Here is a 16,083-nt window from a genome sequence, read left to right as displayed (position 1 = left end):
GGCTCGCATGGACCTGACATTTCACAACACCAAGACGCGCCGGAAAGAGCGGTTCGAGCCGATCGACCCCGAGAACGTGCGTATGTATGTCTGCGGGCCGACGGTTTACGACCGTGCTCATTTGGGCAATGCGCGCCCCGTCGTGGTGTTCGACGTGCTCTACCGGCTTTTGCGGCATGTCTACGGTGAAGAGCACGTGACCTATGTGCGAAATTTCACCGATGTCGACGACAAGATCAACGCGCGGGCCGCCGCGACCGGCCGCGAGATCGGCGAGATCACCGAAGAGACGATCGGCTGGTTCCTTGAGGATATGGGCGCACTCGGCGCGCTCCAGCCGACCCATGCGCCGCGCGCGACAGGCTATATCGGCGAGATGATCGCGATGATCGAGGATCTGATCGCGAAGGGTCATGCCTACGCCGCCGAGGGGCACGTGCTGTTCAAGGTGGAAAGCTACAAGGCTTACGGAAAGCTCTCGGGCCGCAGCATCGACGACATGATCGCGGGCGCGCGGGTCGAGGTGGCGCCCTACAAAGAGAACCCGATGGATTTCGTCCTTTGGAAGCCCGCCGAAGAGGGCACGCCCGGATGGGAGAGCCCTTGGGGCCGGGGCCGGCCAGGCTGGCATATCGAGTGCTCCGCGATGGCCGATGCGCTCCTTGGAAAAAGCTTCGACATTCACGGCGGCGGCAACGATCTGATGTTTCCCCACCACGAGAACGAGATCGCGCAAAGCTCCTGCGCGCATCCCGAGGGCCATTTTGCGAATTTCTGGGTGCACAACGAGATGCTGCAGGTCGAGGGCAAGAAGATGTCCAAGTCCTTGGGCAATTTCTTCACGGTGCGGGATCTGCTCGATCAGGGCGTGCCGGGCGAGGTGATCCGCTTCGTGTTCCTCTCGACGCATTATCGCAAGCCGATGGATTGGACGGCGGAGAAGCGGCGCGAGGCGGACCGTGAAACTAGTGCGTGGATTAATATCGTATTGTCTGATCCTGAGTTAATGAACTCCGAAACAGATCAGTCGAAATGTGACGAACAAATCCTTGAAGCATTGTCCGATGATCTCAACACCTCATTCGCATTAACTAATTTGAAGCGAATAGCGCGTTTTGTGGATAATAGCCCAGAATTTCTTAGCCTTTCCTATGAGAAGCAATTTAAAGAACGCCAAGTGTTCGTGGCGAGCGCTCAAGCATTGGGTTTTGATTTGGTCAAAATGGCAAATGCGAAGGCGGCACAACCCGTGGTAAGTAATTTAGATCATTGGGAATTGCGTTTGGTCCAAGAACGCATCGAAGCCAAGGAAACCAAAGATTTCTCCGAGGTCGACCGCCTGAAAGCGATGCTCATCGACGCCGGCGTCGAGGTCCGCATGTCGAAAGAAGGCGTTGAACTCGTGCCCGGCCCCGACTTCGACCCGGCCAAGCTGGAGGCTCTCCAATGACCGAACGCCTCTCCCTTTTCGACACCACGCTCCGCGACGGGCAGCAGACGCAAGGGGTGCAATTCTCCACCCCCGAAAAGCTCAAGATCGCCGCCGCGCTCGACGGGCTGGGGCTCGACTATATCGAGGGCGGCTGGCCCGGTGCGAACCCCACGGACAGCGCCTTCTTCGAGACGGCGCGCACCGAGCGTGCCACCATGACCGCTTTCGGGATGACCAAGCGGGCAGGGCGGTCGGCGGCGAATGACGACGTGCTCGCCGCCGTCCTCAACGCGCGCACGCCCGCCGTGTGCCTTGTCGGCAAGTCGCATCCCTACCATGTCGAGGCCGCGCTCGGGATAAGCCGCGAGGAAAATCTCGAGAATATTCGCGCCTCCATCGCCCATTGCGTGGCCGAGGGGCGCGAGGCGCTGTTCGACGCGGAGCATTTCTTCGACGGATATGCCGCCGATCCCGGTTATGCGCGGGCCTGCCTAGAGGCGGCGCTCGAAGGCGGAGCGCGTTGGGCGGTTCTGTGCGACACCAATGGCGGCACGCTGCCGGTGCGGATCGGGGAGGTCGTCTCCGATCTCGTCGCGACCGGTCTTCCGGGGGATCGTCTCGGCATCCACACCCACAACGACACCGAGATGGCGGTCGCAGGATCGCTCGCCGCCATCGATGCAGGCGCGCGGCAGATCCAAGGAACGCTCAACGGGCTCGGGGAGCGCTGCGGCAATGCTAATCTCGTCTCGCTTCTGCCAACGCTGCTGTTGAAAGAACCTTATGCCAGCCGTTTCGAGACCGGTGTCACCCGCGAGGCGCTCGCGGGGCTGACGCGGGTGAGCCGGATGCTCGACGACGTGCTGAACCGCGTGCCGATGAAACAACTTCCTTACGTCGGGGCCTCTGCCTTCGCGCACAAGGCGGGGCTGCATGCATCCGCCGTTGTGAAGGCACCCGACCTTTACGAACACGTCCCGCCCGAGAGCGTCGGCAATGCCCGCGTCGTGCCGATGTCGAACCAGGCGGGGCGCTCGAACCTCAAGCGGCGGCTGGCCGAGGCGGGAATTGCAGTCGCCGAGGACGATCCGGCGCTTGGCCGCATCCTCGACACGGTGAAGGCGCGGGAGGACGAGGGATACGCCTATGACACCGCGCAAGCCTCCTTCGAGATGCTGGCGCGCGAAGAGCTCGGCCTCGTGCCGGACTTCTTCGAGGTCAAGCGTTACCGTGTCTCGGTCGAGCGGCGGAAAAACAAATACAACAAGATGGTCTCGCTTTCGGAGGCCGTGGTCGTCGTGAAGATCGACGGCGAGAAGAAGCTTTCGGTCAGCGAGTCGATGGATGAGACCGGCGGTGATCGCGGGCCGGTGAACGCGCTCGCCAAGGCGCTGGCTAAGGATCTGGGCCCGTATCAGGAGATGATCGAGGATATGCGCCTCGTCGACTTCAAGGTGCGGATCACTCAAGGCGGCACCGAGGCCGTGACCCGCGTCATCATCGATAGCGAGGACGGGGCGGGGCGGCGCTGGTCGACCGTGGGCGTCTCGGCCAATATCGTCGATGCCTCGTTTTCGGCGCTGATCGACGCGGTGAACTGGAAGCTCTGCCGCGATGTCGTTGACGCACCTTCCCAGAGCGCCGTGCGGGCCTAGCTGAGCCCTCATGGACTTCGATGACGATCTGACATCCTGCGCCGCCGCGGTGGAGCGTGGCGATCCCGGCCGTTTCCGCGCGGTCATGGCCGCGCCGGTGGCGGCGCGTGCCGTGCTGTTCCCGATCTATGCCTTCAACCTCGAGGTCGCGCGCGCGCCCTGGGTCACCTCCGAGGCGATGATCGGCGAAATGCGCCTGCAATGGTGGCGCGATGCGCTGGCCGAGATTGCCGAGGGCGGCATGGTCCGGCGGCACGACGTCGTCACGCCGCTGGCACTGTCGCTCGCCCCGGGTATGGCGGCGCGTCTCGATCGCCTCGTCGGTGCCCGGCGCTGGGATCTCTACCCGGAGCCGTTCGAGGACGACGCTCATTTCCATCGCTATATCGAGGAGACGGGTGGGCTCCTCCTGCTGGCTGCCGCATCGAGTCTGGGGCCGGTGGACGAGGCCGCTGCCCTTGATGCGGGTTATGCGGCGGGCCTCGCGGCCTTCTTCCGCGCGATCCCCGAACTCGAATCGAAGGGGCGCCAGCCGATGGTGGACGGCCGCCCCGAAGCCGTCGCGGCCCTGGCCAGAGGCGGGCTGGAGCGGTTGCGCCAGGCACGGCATGGCCGCATCTCGAAAGAGGCGCGGCCTGCCTTTCTCGCGACATGGGAGGCAGAGCCCGTCTTGAAAGCCGCGGCCCGCGCGCCGGAGCGCGTCAAGGACGGCACGCTCGCGCCTGGCCCTGCGAAAAGCGCGGCGCGGCTCGCGCTGATGAAGGCAACGGGCCGGTTCTAGCCTATTCGGCGGGCTGGCGGCGCGGACGGAGCGCGAGCCAGATGAGCGCCGCACCGGCCAGCGTCAGAAGCGGCAGCATCGCGATATTTACCGCTGCCCATCCGGCCTCTGCCGTGCCGCCCGAACAATTCATCAAGCCGCCCGAGGCGAGCGACGCCACCGTTACGCCGCCGAAGACCACGACGTCGTTGAGGCCCTGCACGCGGCCGCGCTCTTCGGGGCGATGTGCGCCCGAGAGCATCGTCGTTGCGCCGATGAAGCCGAAATTCCAGCCGATCCCAAGCAGGATCAGCGCCACGTAGAAATTCGCAAGCTCGACGCCCGAGAGTGCCACGACGCCCGCCGCCGCGAGGATTGCAAGGCCGAGGCCCATGACCTTCTCGACACCGAGCCGCGCGATGACATGGCCGGTGAAGAAGGACGGCACGTACATGGCCAGCACGTGTGCCGAGACGATGTTCGCGGCATCCGCCTGCGCGAAGCCGCACCCCACGACCGCAAGCGGGGTCGACGTCATCACGAGGTTCATCAGCGCGTAAGAAACCATCGCGCAGATCATCGCAACCGCGATGCGAGGGCTTTGCACCAGCTCGCGCCGCGTCCGACCGACCGGTGCATCCTCGGCGGGTTTCGCGGGTTTCGGGATATCGAGAAAGAAGAACAATCCCGAGCCCAGCACGTTCACCGCGATCACCGCCGCATAGGTGCCGAGGAACGGGATGACATAGGCTTCGGAGGTCAGTTTCACGATCTGAGGGCCGATCAGAGCCGAGATCAGACCGCCTGCGAGCACGTAGGAGATTGCCTTGGGCCGGAACGCCTCGGAAGCCGTGTCGGCGGCGGCGAAACGATAGAAGTTATGCGCCGCGAAATAGACGCCCGTCAGGAAGGAGCCCGCGAGGAAGATCGGAAAGGAGGCAAGCCAGAGGCCGAGCGCTCCGATCGCCCCGCCAAGCGCGCCGCCTGCGGCGCCGACGAAAAAGCCCGCGCGGCGGCCGAAGACCTGCATGAAGCTTGCCAGGGGCGAGGCCGAGACCATCGAGCCCACGATGATGAGAGAAATCGGCAGCGTCGCGAAACAGACATTCGAGGCGAGCGACTGGCCCGCCAGGCCGCCGACGATGAAGATCATCGGCATCTGCGCCCCGAGGATCGCCTGTGCAGCGACGAGGACGGCGACGTTTCTCTTGGCGCGGGTCTCACTCATGGCCCTGTTGCTAGACCTCCGTGCGAGCGGCGGCAAGTCATGGCGTTCCGATCCGTGCCGCGATAGATCTTCGGCATGAACGATCCTGCCGCGATCATTGTCGGAAGTGCCGAGGGAACGGCGCTGCTGCGCCTCTGCCCGGACGCGGTAAGGCTTTATCCCGAGGATGCTGTGCCGCATGGTATCCGCGCGCTTGTCGATGCACGCCACCCGATGGACCGTGCCGGGCACTGGCGGAGCTGGCGGGCGGCGAACGCGCGCGGGCTGCCCTATCTGCGTCTCGAACGGCCCGGCTACGCGCCACGGCCCGGAGATCGGTGGATCCGCCTGCGCCATCTGCGTGCGGCGTCGGCATTGGTTCCGCGCGGCGCGCGCGTCTTGGCGACGACCGGTGGCGAGGATTACGCCGCGCTCAGCCGCTTCGCCCATGCGCGGCTCTTCATTCGTCGGCGCAGCGGACGCGCCCGCCCTCCGGTGCAAGGCGCGGTGATGCTGCCCGGTGAAGGGCCGTTCACCATCGGCTCCGAGATGGCGCTGATGCGGCGGCTCGGAATCGATCTGCTCATCACCCGCGACGCTGGTGGTGAAGGGTCGTATCCCAAGCTCGCAGCCGCGCGCCGCCTCAACATTCCCGTCATCCTGATTGCGCGCGCTCCGGCACCGCCGGGAAGGCGCGTGCGTACAGTGCAGGAGGCCGCCTCATGGCTCGTATCGGCCGGATCATAGAAACCGACGCCTGCGTCGCGGAAGGCGCGGACTGGCTTGCCGCGAACGAGCCGCGCTTCGCCGAGGCGCTCGAGGCCACGGGTCCATTGCCGCTTCGCCGCAACCCGGACGGGTTCGACCAGCTCTTGAACGCGATCATCAGTCAGCAGGTCTCTGTCGCCTCCGCGCGCGCGATCCGGGGCCGCGTCGAGGAGGCGGGCTTCGTCGATGAGGCCCGGATCCGCGCTGCAAGCGAGGACGACCTGCGCGCGATTGGACTGTCGCGGCAAAAGGCGCGCTATGCCAAGGCGCTGGCCGATGCGCGGATCGACTACGCCTCCCTCCGAACGGCGCCCACCGACGAGGTGGTCGCGACGCTGACCGAAGTGAAAGGGATCGGCGTCTGGACCGCCGAGATCTACGCGATGTTCTCGCTCGGGCGCGCGGATGTCTTTGCGCCAGGCGATCTTGCGCTTCAGGAAGCCGCGCGCGTTCTATTCGGGCTCGAGACCCGTCCGCGCGAGAAGGACTTGCGGCAGATGGCCGAGGCCTGGTCGCCCTGGCGATCGGTTGCGGCCCGCGCGCTCTGGGCCTACTACCATGTTGCAAAGGATAGAGAGGGCATCGCATGACACGGGTTCTGCAAGCCGGACGGAAAGAGCCAGCCTCTGGGGAAACACGGTCGGTCGTCGTGTTCCTGCATGGCTATGGCGCAAATGGCGCGGACCTGCTGGGTTTGGCCGATCCCCTGGCCGAGCATCTGCCGGACACGCTGTTCCTTGCGCCAGACGCGCCCGAAGCCTGCGCCGGTGCGCCGTTCGGCTTCCAGTGGTTTCCGATCCCGTGGATCGACGGGTCGAGCCAGGAAGACAGCGAGGCCGGGATGCGCGCCGCGGCTGCAGACCTCGATGCGTTTCTCGATTCCCTGATGGTCGACGAGGACGTGATGCCCGAACAGGTCGCGCTCTTCGGCTTCAGCCAGGGCACGATGATGGCGCTTCAGGTCGCGCCGCGCCGAGAAGACGCGGTCGCCGGGATCGTCGGCTTCTCGGGCCGTCTGCTCGAGCCCGATCTTCTGGCCGACGAGGCCGTCTCACGCCCGCCGGTCCTGCTCGTCCACGGCGATCAGGACGATGTCGTGCCGCCGCAATCCATGCCCGAAGCCGCCGAGGCGCTGCAAAGCGCAGGCTGGAGCGAGGTCTACGGTCACGTCATGAAGGGCACCGCGCATGGCATCGACCCCGAAGGCCTCGGCGTCGCGCTGGCCTTCCTGCGGGACAAGTGCAACTTCTGAACAGCGCGCGCGGTCCTTGCCTGTTACAGAGGCGTTACGGAATCGCCTTAGTTCTCCGCAGTAACACTGTATCTAGCGAGGCTTGCCAGAGGCGACCCGCGATATATAGTGATGATGTGGCTGGGGCGGGGCTCCCCGCTCTGGTGCTTGAGACGAGCAGACAGGGCGAAGGACGAGTCCTCCGATGGATGGCGATTTCAGAACACATTTCGTGCGCGAGCCGGGTAGCCTCAGGCAGCATCCCGCGCTTGTGCTGAACGCGGATTACAGGCCGCTTTCCTATTATCCGCTGAGCCTCTGGCCCTGGCAGGAGGCGGTGAAGGCAGCCTTCCTCGACAGGGTCGATATCATCGCGGAATACGACGAGGTGGTGCGAAGCCCCTCGATGAGTCTCAGGATACCGAGCGTCGTGGTCCTGAAAGATTTCGTCAAACCTCAGAAGCGCGTGGCCTTCACGCGCTTCAATCTTTTTCTGAGGGACGAATTCCGCTGCCAGTATTGCGGATCGAAGGGCGAGCTGACCTTCGATCACGTCGTGCCGCGCGCCTCGGGCGGTATCACAAGCTGGGAGAACGTGGTCGCCGCCTGCGCGCCCTGCAACCTGCGGAAGGGCTCCAAAAGCCTGCACCGTTCGGGCCTGTCGTTGCAGAAGCCGCCCCGCCAGCCGGGCGCGGAGGAGCTGCGGAACATGGGCCGGAAGTTTCCGCCGAACCACCTGCATGACAGCTGGCTCGATTTCCTCTACTGGGACGCGGAGCTCGAGGCCTGATCTTCCAGCCCGAACCAGGCGACGACGGCGCTGGCGAGCGCAAGGAGCGCCGCCGAGCCCGCGACCGCCTGAAAGCCGGCATTCGATGCGGCGACATGGGCTGGATCGCCGGCCTCTGACGCTTCCGCGAAGCTGAACGCGCCGCCTGTGCCCTTGTAAACCGTGGCCGCGACCGCGCCGGAGAGCGCCACGGCGACGAGGCCCGCGACGCGGGTCACGGCGTTGTTGATCCCAGAGGCCGTACCTGTCTGATCGCCCGGAACCGCCCCCATCACTGCCGTCGACAGGGGCGCGACGACGCAAGCCATTCCGAGACCGGCGAGCGCCATCGCCGGGATCACCGCCGACCAGAATGCCTGGAGCGGTGCCGCGAACGCGAGGACGCCATAGGCCAGCGCGACCAGAGCCGAGCCCGTCGCGATAGGGCGACGCGGCCCGATCTGGCCCGCCAGCCTGCCCATGCGTGGCGAGAGCGTCGAGATGAAGATTGACAGAGGTACGAAAGCGAGTGCCGTCAGCACCTCCGGCACCTGCCAGATTCCGATTATCAGCATTGGAAGGAAAAAAAGCATGGCAGTCAGCGCGTAGTAGAGGAAGAACGACAGAAGGTTCGCCGCACTGAAAACCGGGTTGCGGAAAAGCCCGAGCGGAACCATCGGCTGGCTCAGATAGCGCTGCGAGGCGATGAAGCTTGCAAACAGGAGAAGCCCAAAACCGGCGAGAGGCCAACGGATCCTGGTCCCGGTCTCGTGTTCAGAACCGGACAGGCCCCAGGCGATGAACAGAAGGCCGGCGGTTGCGAGGCCTGCACCGAGCCAGTCGATGCGTTTGCCTTGCTCCCGTCGTCCGTCGCTCGCATAACGCCACAAAAGCCAGAGCGCGCCGCCGCCGAGCGGCAGGTTCACCGCGAAGATCAGCCTCCACGCGGTGTCGCCGAAGAGACTGAGCACCGCGCCGCCGATGGCGGGCCCGAGGGCCGTTGTCAGCGCCGAGGCTGCGGCCCAGACGCCGATCGCGCGGCCCCGGTCCTCGGCGGGGTAGGCGGCGGAGATAAGCGCGAGCGAGCCTGGCACCATCAGCGCCGCGCCTATCCCTTGAACGCTCCGCGCGCCGATCAGTGCGTCGGGGCTTGGTGCGAGAGCGCAGCCGATCGAGGCCAGCACGAAGAGCGCGATGCCGCCGCCGAAGATTCGCGCGATACCGAAACGGTCGCCAAGCGCCCCACCGACGAGGATCAGCGACGACAGCGTCAGAAGATATGCGTTCGCCATCCATTGCGCCTGGCTCAGCGAGGCGGACAGGGTCTCACGCATGGCTGGCAGGGCGATGGCCACGACCGACCCGTCGATGAAGCCGAGCGCCGAGGCAAGGATCGCTGCAACAAGCAGGTATTTGCGGGAGCGCGCGGCACAGAGGGTGGAATCGAAAACGGCCCCTTCGGGCTGCGAAGGGGCCGTTTGATCGGTCATGTCGATTGGCTCAGCTGGGCTGCTGCTCTGCCTTCGAGGCGGCGGCGGGCTGCTGAGGTGCGGATTGCGCAGGCGCGGCACCTGCGCCGCCCGACTTGCCCTTGGTCGAGAGCGGGTCGTCCTGGCGCTGGACCGAGCCTTCGAAATGGGCGCCGGATTCGATCGCGATCGTCTTGTGGATAATGTCGCCCTCGACGCGCGCCGTGGCGGTCAGGCGGACCTTGAGGCCGCGCACACGGCCCACGATGCGGCCGTTGATGACCACGTCGTCGGCGATGACCTCGCCCTTGATCGTGGCGCTCTCGCCGATGGTCAGAAGATGCGCGCGGATGTCGCCCTCGACCGTCCCCTCGACCTGGATGTCGCCAGAGGTCTTGAGGTTGCCCTGGACGTGCAGATCCGAGGACAGGACCGATGCGGGCGGCTTGGCCTTGGGCGTGGTGGAGGGTTTGAAGTCCGACTTGTAGTCGGGCGCGGCGGGTTTCGGTGTCTCGGCCTGCGCGGGCGACCGCTGGTCGTCCGACTTCGGTGCCGGGTCGTTGATCTTGCTCTTAGAAAACATCGTTCGCAGCCTTGATGTAGGTCATGGGGTTCACGGGGGTTCCGCCAACGCGCACTTCGTAGTGCAGGTGGGTACCGGTCGACCGTCCAGTGTTCCCCATAGCAGCAATCTTCTGCCCGCGCGAGACCCTTTGGCCTTCGGACACGAACAGTTTCGAGTTATGGGCGTAGCGCGTCTCGATGCCGAACTCGTGCTTGATCTTCACCAGTTGGCCATAGCCGGACTGCCAGCCAGCGTGGATGACGACGCCGTCGGCGGTGGCGTAGATCGCGGTTCCGTGCGGTGCGGCGAAATCCGTGCCGGCATGGAGGCGCCCCCAACGGCGGCCGAAACCGGACGTGAAGCGGAACGGATCCTTGAGCGGCGATGCGAAGGGGGCCTTCTGGGCCGCGATCCGGTAGAGGTTCAGCCGGTCCATCTGGTTGAGGATGCGGTTGGCGCGCTCTGCGTCCGCGCCGAGGTCATCGCCACGGGTCGAGAAGGAGAGCGGCGTCAGCGGGCCGCCTTGGCCGGAATATCCCCGGCGGACCTGCCCGATGATCGTGTCGGGGTCCATGCCGGCCGCTTCGAACATCTTGTCGAGCGGCTTCACGGACACGGACATCGCCTCTTCGAGCTGGCGGAAGATCATGTCGTTCTTCTCTTCCATGAGGCGGATTTCGGTCGCCATCTCGTCGGCGCGCACGAGCGCGTCCTCGGCATCGGCGACGACCTGATCGCGCTCGGCGGCGGTGCGGGACAGAGCGTCGGTCAAAAGCGCAACGGTCTCGTTCTCGCCCGAGCCGCCGCCCGTGGCAACGCCATCGTCGTCGAGATCGCTTTTCAGCGCGGCATATTGTTGGCGTGCGGCTTCGCGCTCTTTCATCGTCTTGCCGAGCGTTGCCTGCACGATATCGAGCCCGGTCTCGAGCTCGCGGACCCGGTTCTGGGCCTCCAGCAGGTCCGATTGCATGATAGAGACCTGTTCAAGCGCGGCATTGAACCGCTCTTGTGCCGCAACCGCCTCGGCGGCGCGGGCGTCGCGCTCGTCGGAGAGAGCATTGAGGCGCTGCTGGTAGGTAACCTGATCGCGGAGGGCCTGGTCACGGAAACTTCCGGCGCCGATGGAGTCCATCAGAAGAACTGCGGTGGCGATGATCGTCCAGGCGACGATGGCGGTGCCTCCAAGCGCGGCAATGGCCTGCGTCTCGGGGCGTAACCGGATGAAACGAGTATCCGTTTCTGATTTCAGGAAGAGCCGACGCTCCGGCAAATGACGCTCCAGAAGTGAGTGGAGCTTGATCGCGAGCTTCGTTCGCACGTGTCCGTGTCCTTATCCCGTCCCAATCGCAGTGCTCGTTTCCCCAAACTCGGCACCTTGGGAAAGGGGGTTACCCACACATTCCCGATGGCGCAACTTTTTCGGGCGCTCGCCGCCCCAGAACGGGCGGAAATGCGCCATAATGGCGAAAATCCGCCGATTCCTCCGGGGCTTGGCCTAAGACTTAGGTCGAAACGCGCTGCCGAATTACTGCGCAAGCGGCCAGTAGAAGTCGGGGGCCAGGCCCGCTTCTGCGCGCTTTTCCTCGTTGAATGGAGGCTTCAGCGCGCCTTTGAAGTAGCGCCGCACAAGGCTGTGGAATTGAGGCGTCGGATCGAGTTCCTGCCGTCCGCAGAGATAGTGAAACCACTTCGAGCCGTAGGCGACATGGCTGACTTCCTCGGCGTAGATCGTCTCGAGCGCGGAAACAGCATCATGCGCGCCAGCTTTCCGAAAGATCTCGATCATGCCTGGCGTGACGTCGAGCCCGCGCGCCTCCAGCACCATCGGAACGACCGCGAGACGACCGAAGAGATCCTCTGCCGTATCCTCGGCTGCGCGCCACATCCCCGCATGAGCGGGCAGGGCGCCATAATGGCTGCCCTCGGCTTCGAGGCAATCGCACATCAGGTTGAAATGCTTGGATTCCTCGTCCGCAGCCTTGACCCAGTCATCGTAGAAGCCCGGCGGCATCGCTGTGCCTGCGAAGCGCGGAATGATGTCCCAATGCAGATCGACCGCGTTCAGCTCGATATGCGCCACCGCGTGCAGAAGCGCGATCCGACCCGCGGGGCTGCCAGGCTTGCGCTTGGGCACATCGCGCGGATCGAGAAGCTCCGGTCGGGACGGACGCGAGGGGCGCAGAGGCGGATCGGCCGTCCCGACGGGAATCTCCGCCCCCTCGGCACGGGCCGTGAACCATCTGGCTGCGTAACTACGAGATTTCGCAGTCTTTTCGCGTCCGTCTGCGGTGGTCAAAACATCCACCGCCATTTCAGAAAGCGTCAGCGCCATGTGATCGGTCCCCTTGTCGTGCCGGGCGCGCGCCTATCAGAGCGTCTGGATGCGCTCCAGCACCGCTTCGGCATGGCCGGGCACCTTCACCTTCGGCCAGATCTCGGCGATGCGGCCTTCGGCATCGATGAGGAAAGTCGACCGTTCGATCCCCATGAAGGTCTTGCCGTACATCTTCTTTTCCTTCCAGACATCATAGCTTTCGCAGACATCCGAATTCTCGTCCGACAGAAGCGGGACGCCGAGCGACTTCTTCTCCATGAACTTGTCGTGGCTCGCGATACTGTCCTTCGATATGCCGAAGACCTTGACGCCTGCCGCCTCGAATTCGGGCATCAGGCGCGTGAAGTCCTCGTTCTCCTTGGTGCAGCCCGACGTGTCGTCGCGTGGGTAGAAAAACAATACCACCGGCGCGCCCTTGAGATCCGAGAGCGTCGTCTCTCCGCCGCCGGTGACGGGGAGCGTGAAGTCGGGGGCCGTGTCGCCGATCTCTGGCATTTTATCTACTCCTGTAACTTGTGATCGCCATGCCCCGTTTCCAAACGGGGCCGACGGGCTCTATCCTGACAGGTGAGGCAGAATAAGGCGCCGGGGCAACCCTTCCAGTGAGCGAGACGCAAAATCCTCCCAGATCCCGCGCGATCCTGTCGCGTGCACGCCGTGTCGGCGGATGGACGCTCGGGCTGTTGATGTCTTTCGCCGCGATGCTTTTGCTGATCGGCTGGATGCTTCTGGGCAAGCCGATCGATGCGCCGGGCTGGCTGCGCGAAGAGATCGAGACGCGCGCCGAAGCGGCGCTGCCGGGCATCGACCTCGACTTCAGCGATCTGCGCCTGCAGGTGCTGAGCGACGGGCTGTTGCGGGTGGGTCTCATCAATGCGCGTCTCAGCGACCCGGGAACGGGACAGGAAATCGCCAGCCTCGGATCGCTTCGGGCGGGCCTCTCGGTTCCGGATCTTCTGCAGCGGCGGCTGGCGCTGCGCGAGGCGGATGCCTCGGGGCTTCTTCTGACGCTCGAGCGGGACACGGGCGGGGCGTTCTCGCTCGGCTTCGGGATCACGCCGGGGGAAGAGCGTCCGGACCTGCCCACCGTGATCGGCCGGATCGACGAGGCGCTCGGCACGCCGCTACTTTCCGGGCTGGACCGGGTCGAGATCGATGCGATCACGTTGTCTTACAGCGATGCGCGCGCCGGACGGACCTGGACCGCCGATGGCGGCGCGCTGGTCGCCGAGCGCAGTCTGGGAACCCTTCGGATTGACGGCGACGTGACGCTTCTTGGCGGTGAGACCGGCCTCGGGCAGGTCGAGATCAGCGCCGAAAGCGGCATCGGCGACCGCGATCTGAGCTTCGGCCTGGCGCTCGACAACCTCGCCGCGGGCGATATCGCGACGCAAAGTCCCGCGCTAGCCTGGCTCGATGCGATCCGCGCGCCGATCACCGGCGATCTGCGCGGCTACCTGACCGAGACCGGAGCGCTCGGTGGTCTCGACGTCACGCTGGCAATGGGTGAGGGTGCGCTCCAGCCGACACCCGGCGCCAAGCCCGTCCGCTTCTCCGGCGCGCGGACGGCCTTCGGATATATCCCGCAGACCCGCAGCCTGCGCTTTACCGAGATCGCCGTCGATAGCGCCTTCGGCCGGGCCGAGGCGGAGGGCCGCGTCACCATTGCAGAGGATGGCGACTTCGTCGGACAGTTCGAACTGAGCGATCTTGTCACCAACCCCGACGGCGTATTCGAGGCGCCCCTCGAGGTCGGGCGGGCGGAAGCGGACCTGCGGCTGTCCGTCGATCCGTTCCGGCTCGACCTTGGGCGTTTGCGTGTCTTCGACGAGGACATGCCGCTGCGAGCGTCGGGACGCGCCAGCGCCGGCGGCAACGGCTGGGAAGTTGCGCTCGATGCCCAGCTCGACAATGCGCGGCCAGACAAGATCATTACCTATTGGCCCGGACGGATCGCGCCGGGCACACGGAACTGGGTGTCGCAGAACGTCGAGGACGGGGTGTTGCGCGACGCCAGGGTGGCGCTGCGCTTCACACCCGGCATGGACGCACCGATGCGGTATTTCGATCTGCGTTTCGAAGAGGCGCGGGTGCGGTTTGCCGACACGCTGCCGCCTGTGGAAGACGCGACCGGACAACTCGTGATCCATGACGACCGTCTCGCGGTCAGCGTGGTGACGGGGGTCGCCAATCCCGAACAGGGCGGGCGGATCGACCTTGCCGGAACCGAATTCGTGATTGCCGACGCGTCGCAGAAGCCCGCGACCGGGGAAGTCCGCTTGAACGCGTCTTCATCTGTGACGGCGCTTCTCTCTTTTCTCGATGCCGACCCCTTGCGCGTCATGCAGCGAGCGAACCGTCCCGTCGCGCTCGTTGAAGGGGACATGACAGCCTCGGGCACCCTTCGCCTGCCGCTCCGGGATGGCATCCGGCTGCCCGATATGGACATCGATCTTGCGGGCAGCGTCGCCAATGCCGAGAGCGGACTTGTCGTGCCGAACCGGATACTGGCGTCGGAGCGCCTCGACGTTGCGTTGACGGAGACGGGGCTCACCGTGTCTGGGCAGGCGTCGCTGTCGGGCGTGCCGCTTTCAGGGACGTTCCGCCTGCCGTTTGGCGCGGAGGCCGGTCAGCCCGCCACCGTGACTGCGGATCTGCGCTTGTCGGACAGCGCAGCGCGCGCGTTCGGCGTGACCTTGCCAGAGGGATTTCTGCGAGGCGAAGGACCGGGCCGGTTCGAGCTGACGCTGTCGGACGGCGTGGCCCCGTCCTTCGACTTGACCTCGAACCTCGCGGGCGTGGGCTTGTCCATCCCGGCAATCGGCTGGTCGCTCGGGACAGGTCAGCAAGGACGGTTTGCGCTGTCGGGGCGTCTTGGCGACCAGATCAGCATCGACCGACTGGCGCTTTCGGGGGCGGGGCTCTCTGCAGAAGGTGCCGTCGCGCTTGCACCGTCTGGCGGTTTCGAGCGGCTCGATCTTCCACAGGTTTCGGTCGGAGGATGGTTCTCGGGCAATGTCGCGGTGACCAATCGCGGGGCCGGACGGCCGCCGGCGATCGCAATAAGGGGCGGCTCGCTCGATCTGCGCCGCGCGACCTTCGGCGGTGCTGGCGGCGGCGGAGGAGGCGCGGGGGTTCCGCTTTCGGTGGCGCTCGATCGGCTGACGGTGACCGAGGGAATCGTCCTCAGCGATCTGCGCGGCGAGTTTCAAGCGGCGGGCGGGCTCAACGGCTCCTTCACCTCGGGACTTGTCGGCGATGGCGTACGGCTCTCTGGCGCGGCGGTGCCCCGGAACGGCGGCACGGCGATCCGCCTGCAATCGGACAATGCCGGGGCCGTTCTCGAGGCGACGGGCCTCTTCGGACAGATCGACGATGGCGCGCTCGACCTGACGCTGGTGCCGGTGCGCGGGGCCGCGGGCACATACGACGGACGGTTGAGCGTGACCGATGCGCGCCTGAGGAACGCGCCCGCCCTCGGCGCGCTTCTCGACGCGGTGTCCATAGTCGGGATTCTCGACCAGCTCGAAGGGCCCGGGATCTATTTCTCGGACATTTCCTCGGCATTTCGCCTCACACCCTCGCAGGTCGTGGTGGAGCGCGCGTCGGCTGTCGGCCCCTCCATGGGAATCTCGGTCGACGGCTATATCGGGCTTGCGAACCGGCGGCTCGATCTGCAGGGTGTGTTCTCGCCGATCTACTTCCTGAACGGCGTTGGAGAAGTGCTGACGCGCCGGGGCGAGGGGCTCTTCGGGTTCAACTTCAACGTCACGGGCAGCGCGGCGCAGCCTCGGGTTGCGGTCAATCCGCTTTCGGTGTTCACACCCGGCATGTTCCGCGAGATCTTCCGGCGGCCGCCGCCGAACGCCTCCGCGGGCAATTGATCTTCGCC

At 65.5% G+C, this 16,083-nt stretch carries 14 protein-coding genes; 8 read left to right on the top strand and 6 right to left on the bottom strand.

Going from position 1 to position 16,083, the window contains the following annotated elements; all coding sequences use genetic code 11:
- Positions 1 to 7: 7 nt before the first annotated feature.
- From cysS to BM171_RS05270, 3 genes are read left to right on the top strand one after another with little or no spacing between them, the layout of a single operon-like run.
- The gene (gene cysS, locus BM171_RS05280; protein WP_093009795.1) at positions 8 to 1,450 is read left to right on the top strand and encodes a cysteine--tRNA ligase; all 1,443 of its coding nucleotides are present in this window, start codon (positions 8 to 10) and stop codon (positions 1,448 to 1,450) included.
- Positions 1,447 to 3,087, top strand: a complete 1,641-nt coding sequence (gene cimA, locus BM171_RS05275; protein ID WP_093009794.1) for a citramalate synthase — start codon at positions 1,447 to 1,449, stop codon at positions 3,085 to 3,087. The genes cysS and cimA overlap by 4 nt, the downstream gene beginning before the upstream one ends.
- Before the next feature lie 10 nt (positions 3,088 to 3,097).
- Complete coding sequence (locus BM171_RS05270) at positions 3,098 to 3,868, top strand: squalene/phytoene synthase family protein (RefSeq protein ID WP_093009793.1); 771 nt, start codon at positions 3,098 to 3,100, stop codon at positions 3,866 to 3,868.
- A gap of 1 nt (position 3,869) precedes the next feature.
- Here BM171_RS05270 and BM171_RS05265 read toward each other — a convergent pair whose 3' ends face one another.
- Positions 3,870 to 5,075: an MFS transporter gene (locus BM171_RS05265; RefSeq protein ID WP_093009792.1), complete on the bottom strand. Its 1,206-nt coding sequence runs from the start codon at positions 5,073 to 5,075 to the stop codon at positions 3,870 to 3,872.
- A gap of 75 nt (positions 5,076 to 5,150) precedes the next feature.
- On the opposite strand from BM171_RS05265, the gene BM171_RS05260 reads away from it, so the two are divergent.
- From BM171_RS05260 to BM171_RS05245, 4 genes are all read left to right on the top strand, one after another.
- A complete protein-coding gene (locus BM171_RS05260) occupies positions 5,151 to 5,801 on the top strand; it encodes a precorrin-6A/cobalt-precorrin-6A reductase (RefSeq protein ID WP_093009791.1) in 651 nt (216 codons plus the stop codon).
- A complete protein-coding gene (locus BM171_RS05255) occupies positions 5,777 to 6,412 on the top strand; it encodes a DNA-3-methyladenine glycosylase family protein (RefSeq protein ID WP_093009790.1) in 636 nt (211 codons plus the stop codon). Before BM171_RS05260 ends, BM171_RS05255 begins: the two co-directional genes overlap by 25 nt.
- A complete protein-coding gene (locus BM171_RS05250; protein ID WP_093009789.1) occupies positions 6,409 to 7,074 on the top strand; it encodes an alpha/beta hydrolase in 666 nt (221 codons plus the stop codon). Before BM171_RS05255 ends, BM171_RS05250 begins: the two co-directional genes overlap by 4 nt.
- A 184-nt stretch (positions 7,075 to 7,258) precedes the next feature.
- On the top strand, positions 7,259 to 7,843 hold the full coding sequence (locus BM171_RS05245; RefSeq protein WP_093009788.1) for an HNH endonuclease: 585 nt from the start codon (positions 7,259 to 7,261) through the stop codon (positions 7,841 to 7,843).
- Here the strand turns inward: BM171_RS05245 and BM171_RS05240 are convergent.
- The 5 genes from BM171_RS05240 to BM171_RS05220 all read right to left on the bottom strand — a co-directional run bounded on the left by BM171_RS05240 (position 7,816) and on the right by BM171_RS05220 (position 12,686).
- Complete coding sequence (locus BM171_RS05240) at positions 7,816 to 9,312, bottom strand: MFS transporter (RefSeq protein ID WP_093009787.1); 1,497 nt, start codon at positions 9,310 to 9,312, stop codon at positions 7,816 to 7,818. The genes BM171_RS05245 and BM171_RS05240 overlap by 28 nt on opposite strands.
- Positions 9,313 to 9,322: 10 nt before the next feature.
- The gene (locus BM171_RS05235) at positions 9,323 to 9,874 is read right to left on the bottom strand and encodes a bactofilin family protein (protein ID WP_093009786.1); all 552 of its coding nucleotides are present in this window, start codon (positions 9,872 to 9,874) and stop codon (positions 9,323 to 9,325) included.
- Positions 9,864 to 11,174, bottom strand: a complete 1,311-nt coding sequence (locus tag BM171_RS05230; protein ID WP_093009785.1) for a M23 family metallopeptidase — start codon at positions 11,172 to 11,174, stop codon at positions 9,864 to 9,866. The genes BM171_RS05235 and BM171_RS05230 overlap by 11 nt, the downstream gene beginning before the upstream one ends.
- A 207-nt stretch (positions 11,175 to 11,381) precedes the next feature.
- The gene (locus BM171_RS05225) at positions 11,382 to 12,188 is read right to left on the bottom strand and encodes a ferritin-like domain-containing protein (protein ID WP_093009784.1); all 807 of its coding nucleotides are present in this window, start codon (positions 12,186 to 12,188) and stop codon (positions 11,382 to 11,384) included.
- 36 nt (positions 12,189 to 12,224) lie between these two features.
- The gene (locus BM171_RS05220) at positions 12,225 to 12,686 is read right to left on the bottom strand and encodes a peroxiredoxin (RefSeq protein WP_093009783.1); all 462 of its coding nucleotides are present in this window, start codon (positions 12,684 to 12,686) and stop codon (positions 12,225 to 12,227) included.
- Positions 12,687 to 12,793: 107 nt separating this feature from the next.
- Here BM171_RS05220 and BM171_RS05215 point away from each other — a divergent pair, with 107 nt between their 5' ends.
- Complete coding sequence (locus tag BM171_RS05215) at positions 12,794 to 16,075, top strand: YhdP family protein (protein ID WP_139218671.1); 3,282 nt, start codon at positions 12,794 to 12,796, stop codon at positions 16,073 to 16,075.
- Positions 16,076 to 16,083: the final 8 nt, after the last annotated feature.

The sequence above is a fragment of the Roseivivax halotolerans genome (genome assembly GCF_900115815.1).
Lineage (GTDB): Bacteria > Pseudomonadota > Alphaproteobacteria > Rhodobacterales > Rhodobacteraceae > Roseivivax > Roseivivax halotolerans.
The sequence above is the reverse complement of the archived record's forward strand: the minus strand, read 5'-3'. Positions and strand labels throughout refer to the sequence as shown.

Coding starts and splice junctions, on each gene's coding strand:
- cysS (WP_093009795.1), top strand. CDS start 8: ATGGACCTGACATTTCACAACACCAAGACGCGCCGGAAAGAGCGGTTC.
- cimA (WP_093009794.1), top strand. CDS start 1,447: ATGACCGAACGCCTCTCCCTTTTCGACACCACGCTCCGCGACGGGCAG.
- BM171_RS05270 (WP_093009793.1), top strand. CDS start 3,098: ATGGACTTCGATGACGATCTGACATCCTGCGCCGCCGCGGTGGAGCGT.
- BM171_RS05265 (WP_093009792.1), bottom strand. CDS start 5,075: ATGAGTGAGACCCGCGCCAAGAGAAACGTCGCCGTCCTCGTCGCTGCA.
- BM171_RS05260 (WP_093009791.1), top strand. CDS start 5,151: ATGAACGATCCTGCCGCGATCATTGTCGGAAGTGCCGAGGGAACGGCG.
- BM171_RS05255 (WP_093009790.1), top strand. CDS start 5,777: ATGGCTCGTATCGGCCGGATCATAGAAACCGACGCCTGCGTCGCGGAA.
- BM171_RS05250 (WP_093009789.1), top strand. CDS start 6,409: ATGACACGGGTTCTGCAAGCCGGACGGAAAGAGCCAGCCTCTGGGGAA.
- BM171_RS05245 (WP_093009788.1), top strand. CDS start 7,259: ATGGATGGCGATTTCAGAACACATTTCGTGCGCGAGCCGGGTAGCCTC.
- BM171_RS05240 (WP_093009787.1), bottom strand. CDS start 9,312: ATGACCGATCAAACGGCCCCTTCGCAGCCCGAAGGGGCCGTTTTCGAT.
- BM171_RS05235 (WP_093009786.1), bottom strand. CDS start 9,874: ATGTTTTCTAAGAGCAAGATCAACGACCCGGCACCGAAGTCGGACGAC.
- BM171_RS05225 (WP_093009784.1), bottom strand. CDS start 12,188: ATGGCGCTGACGCTTTCTGAAATGGCGGTGGATGTTTTGACCACCGCA.
- BM171_RS05220 (WP_093009783.1), bottom strand. CDS start 12,686: ATGCCAGAGATCGGCGACACGGCCCCCGACTTCACGCTCCCCGTCACC.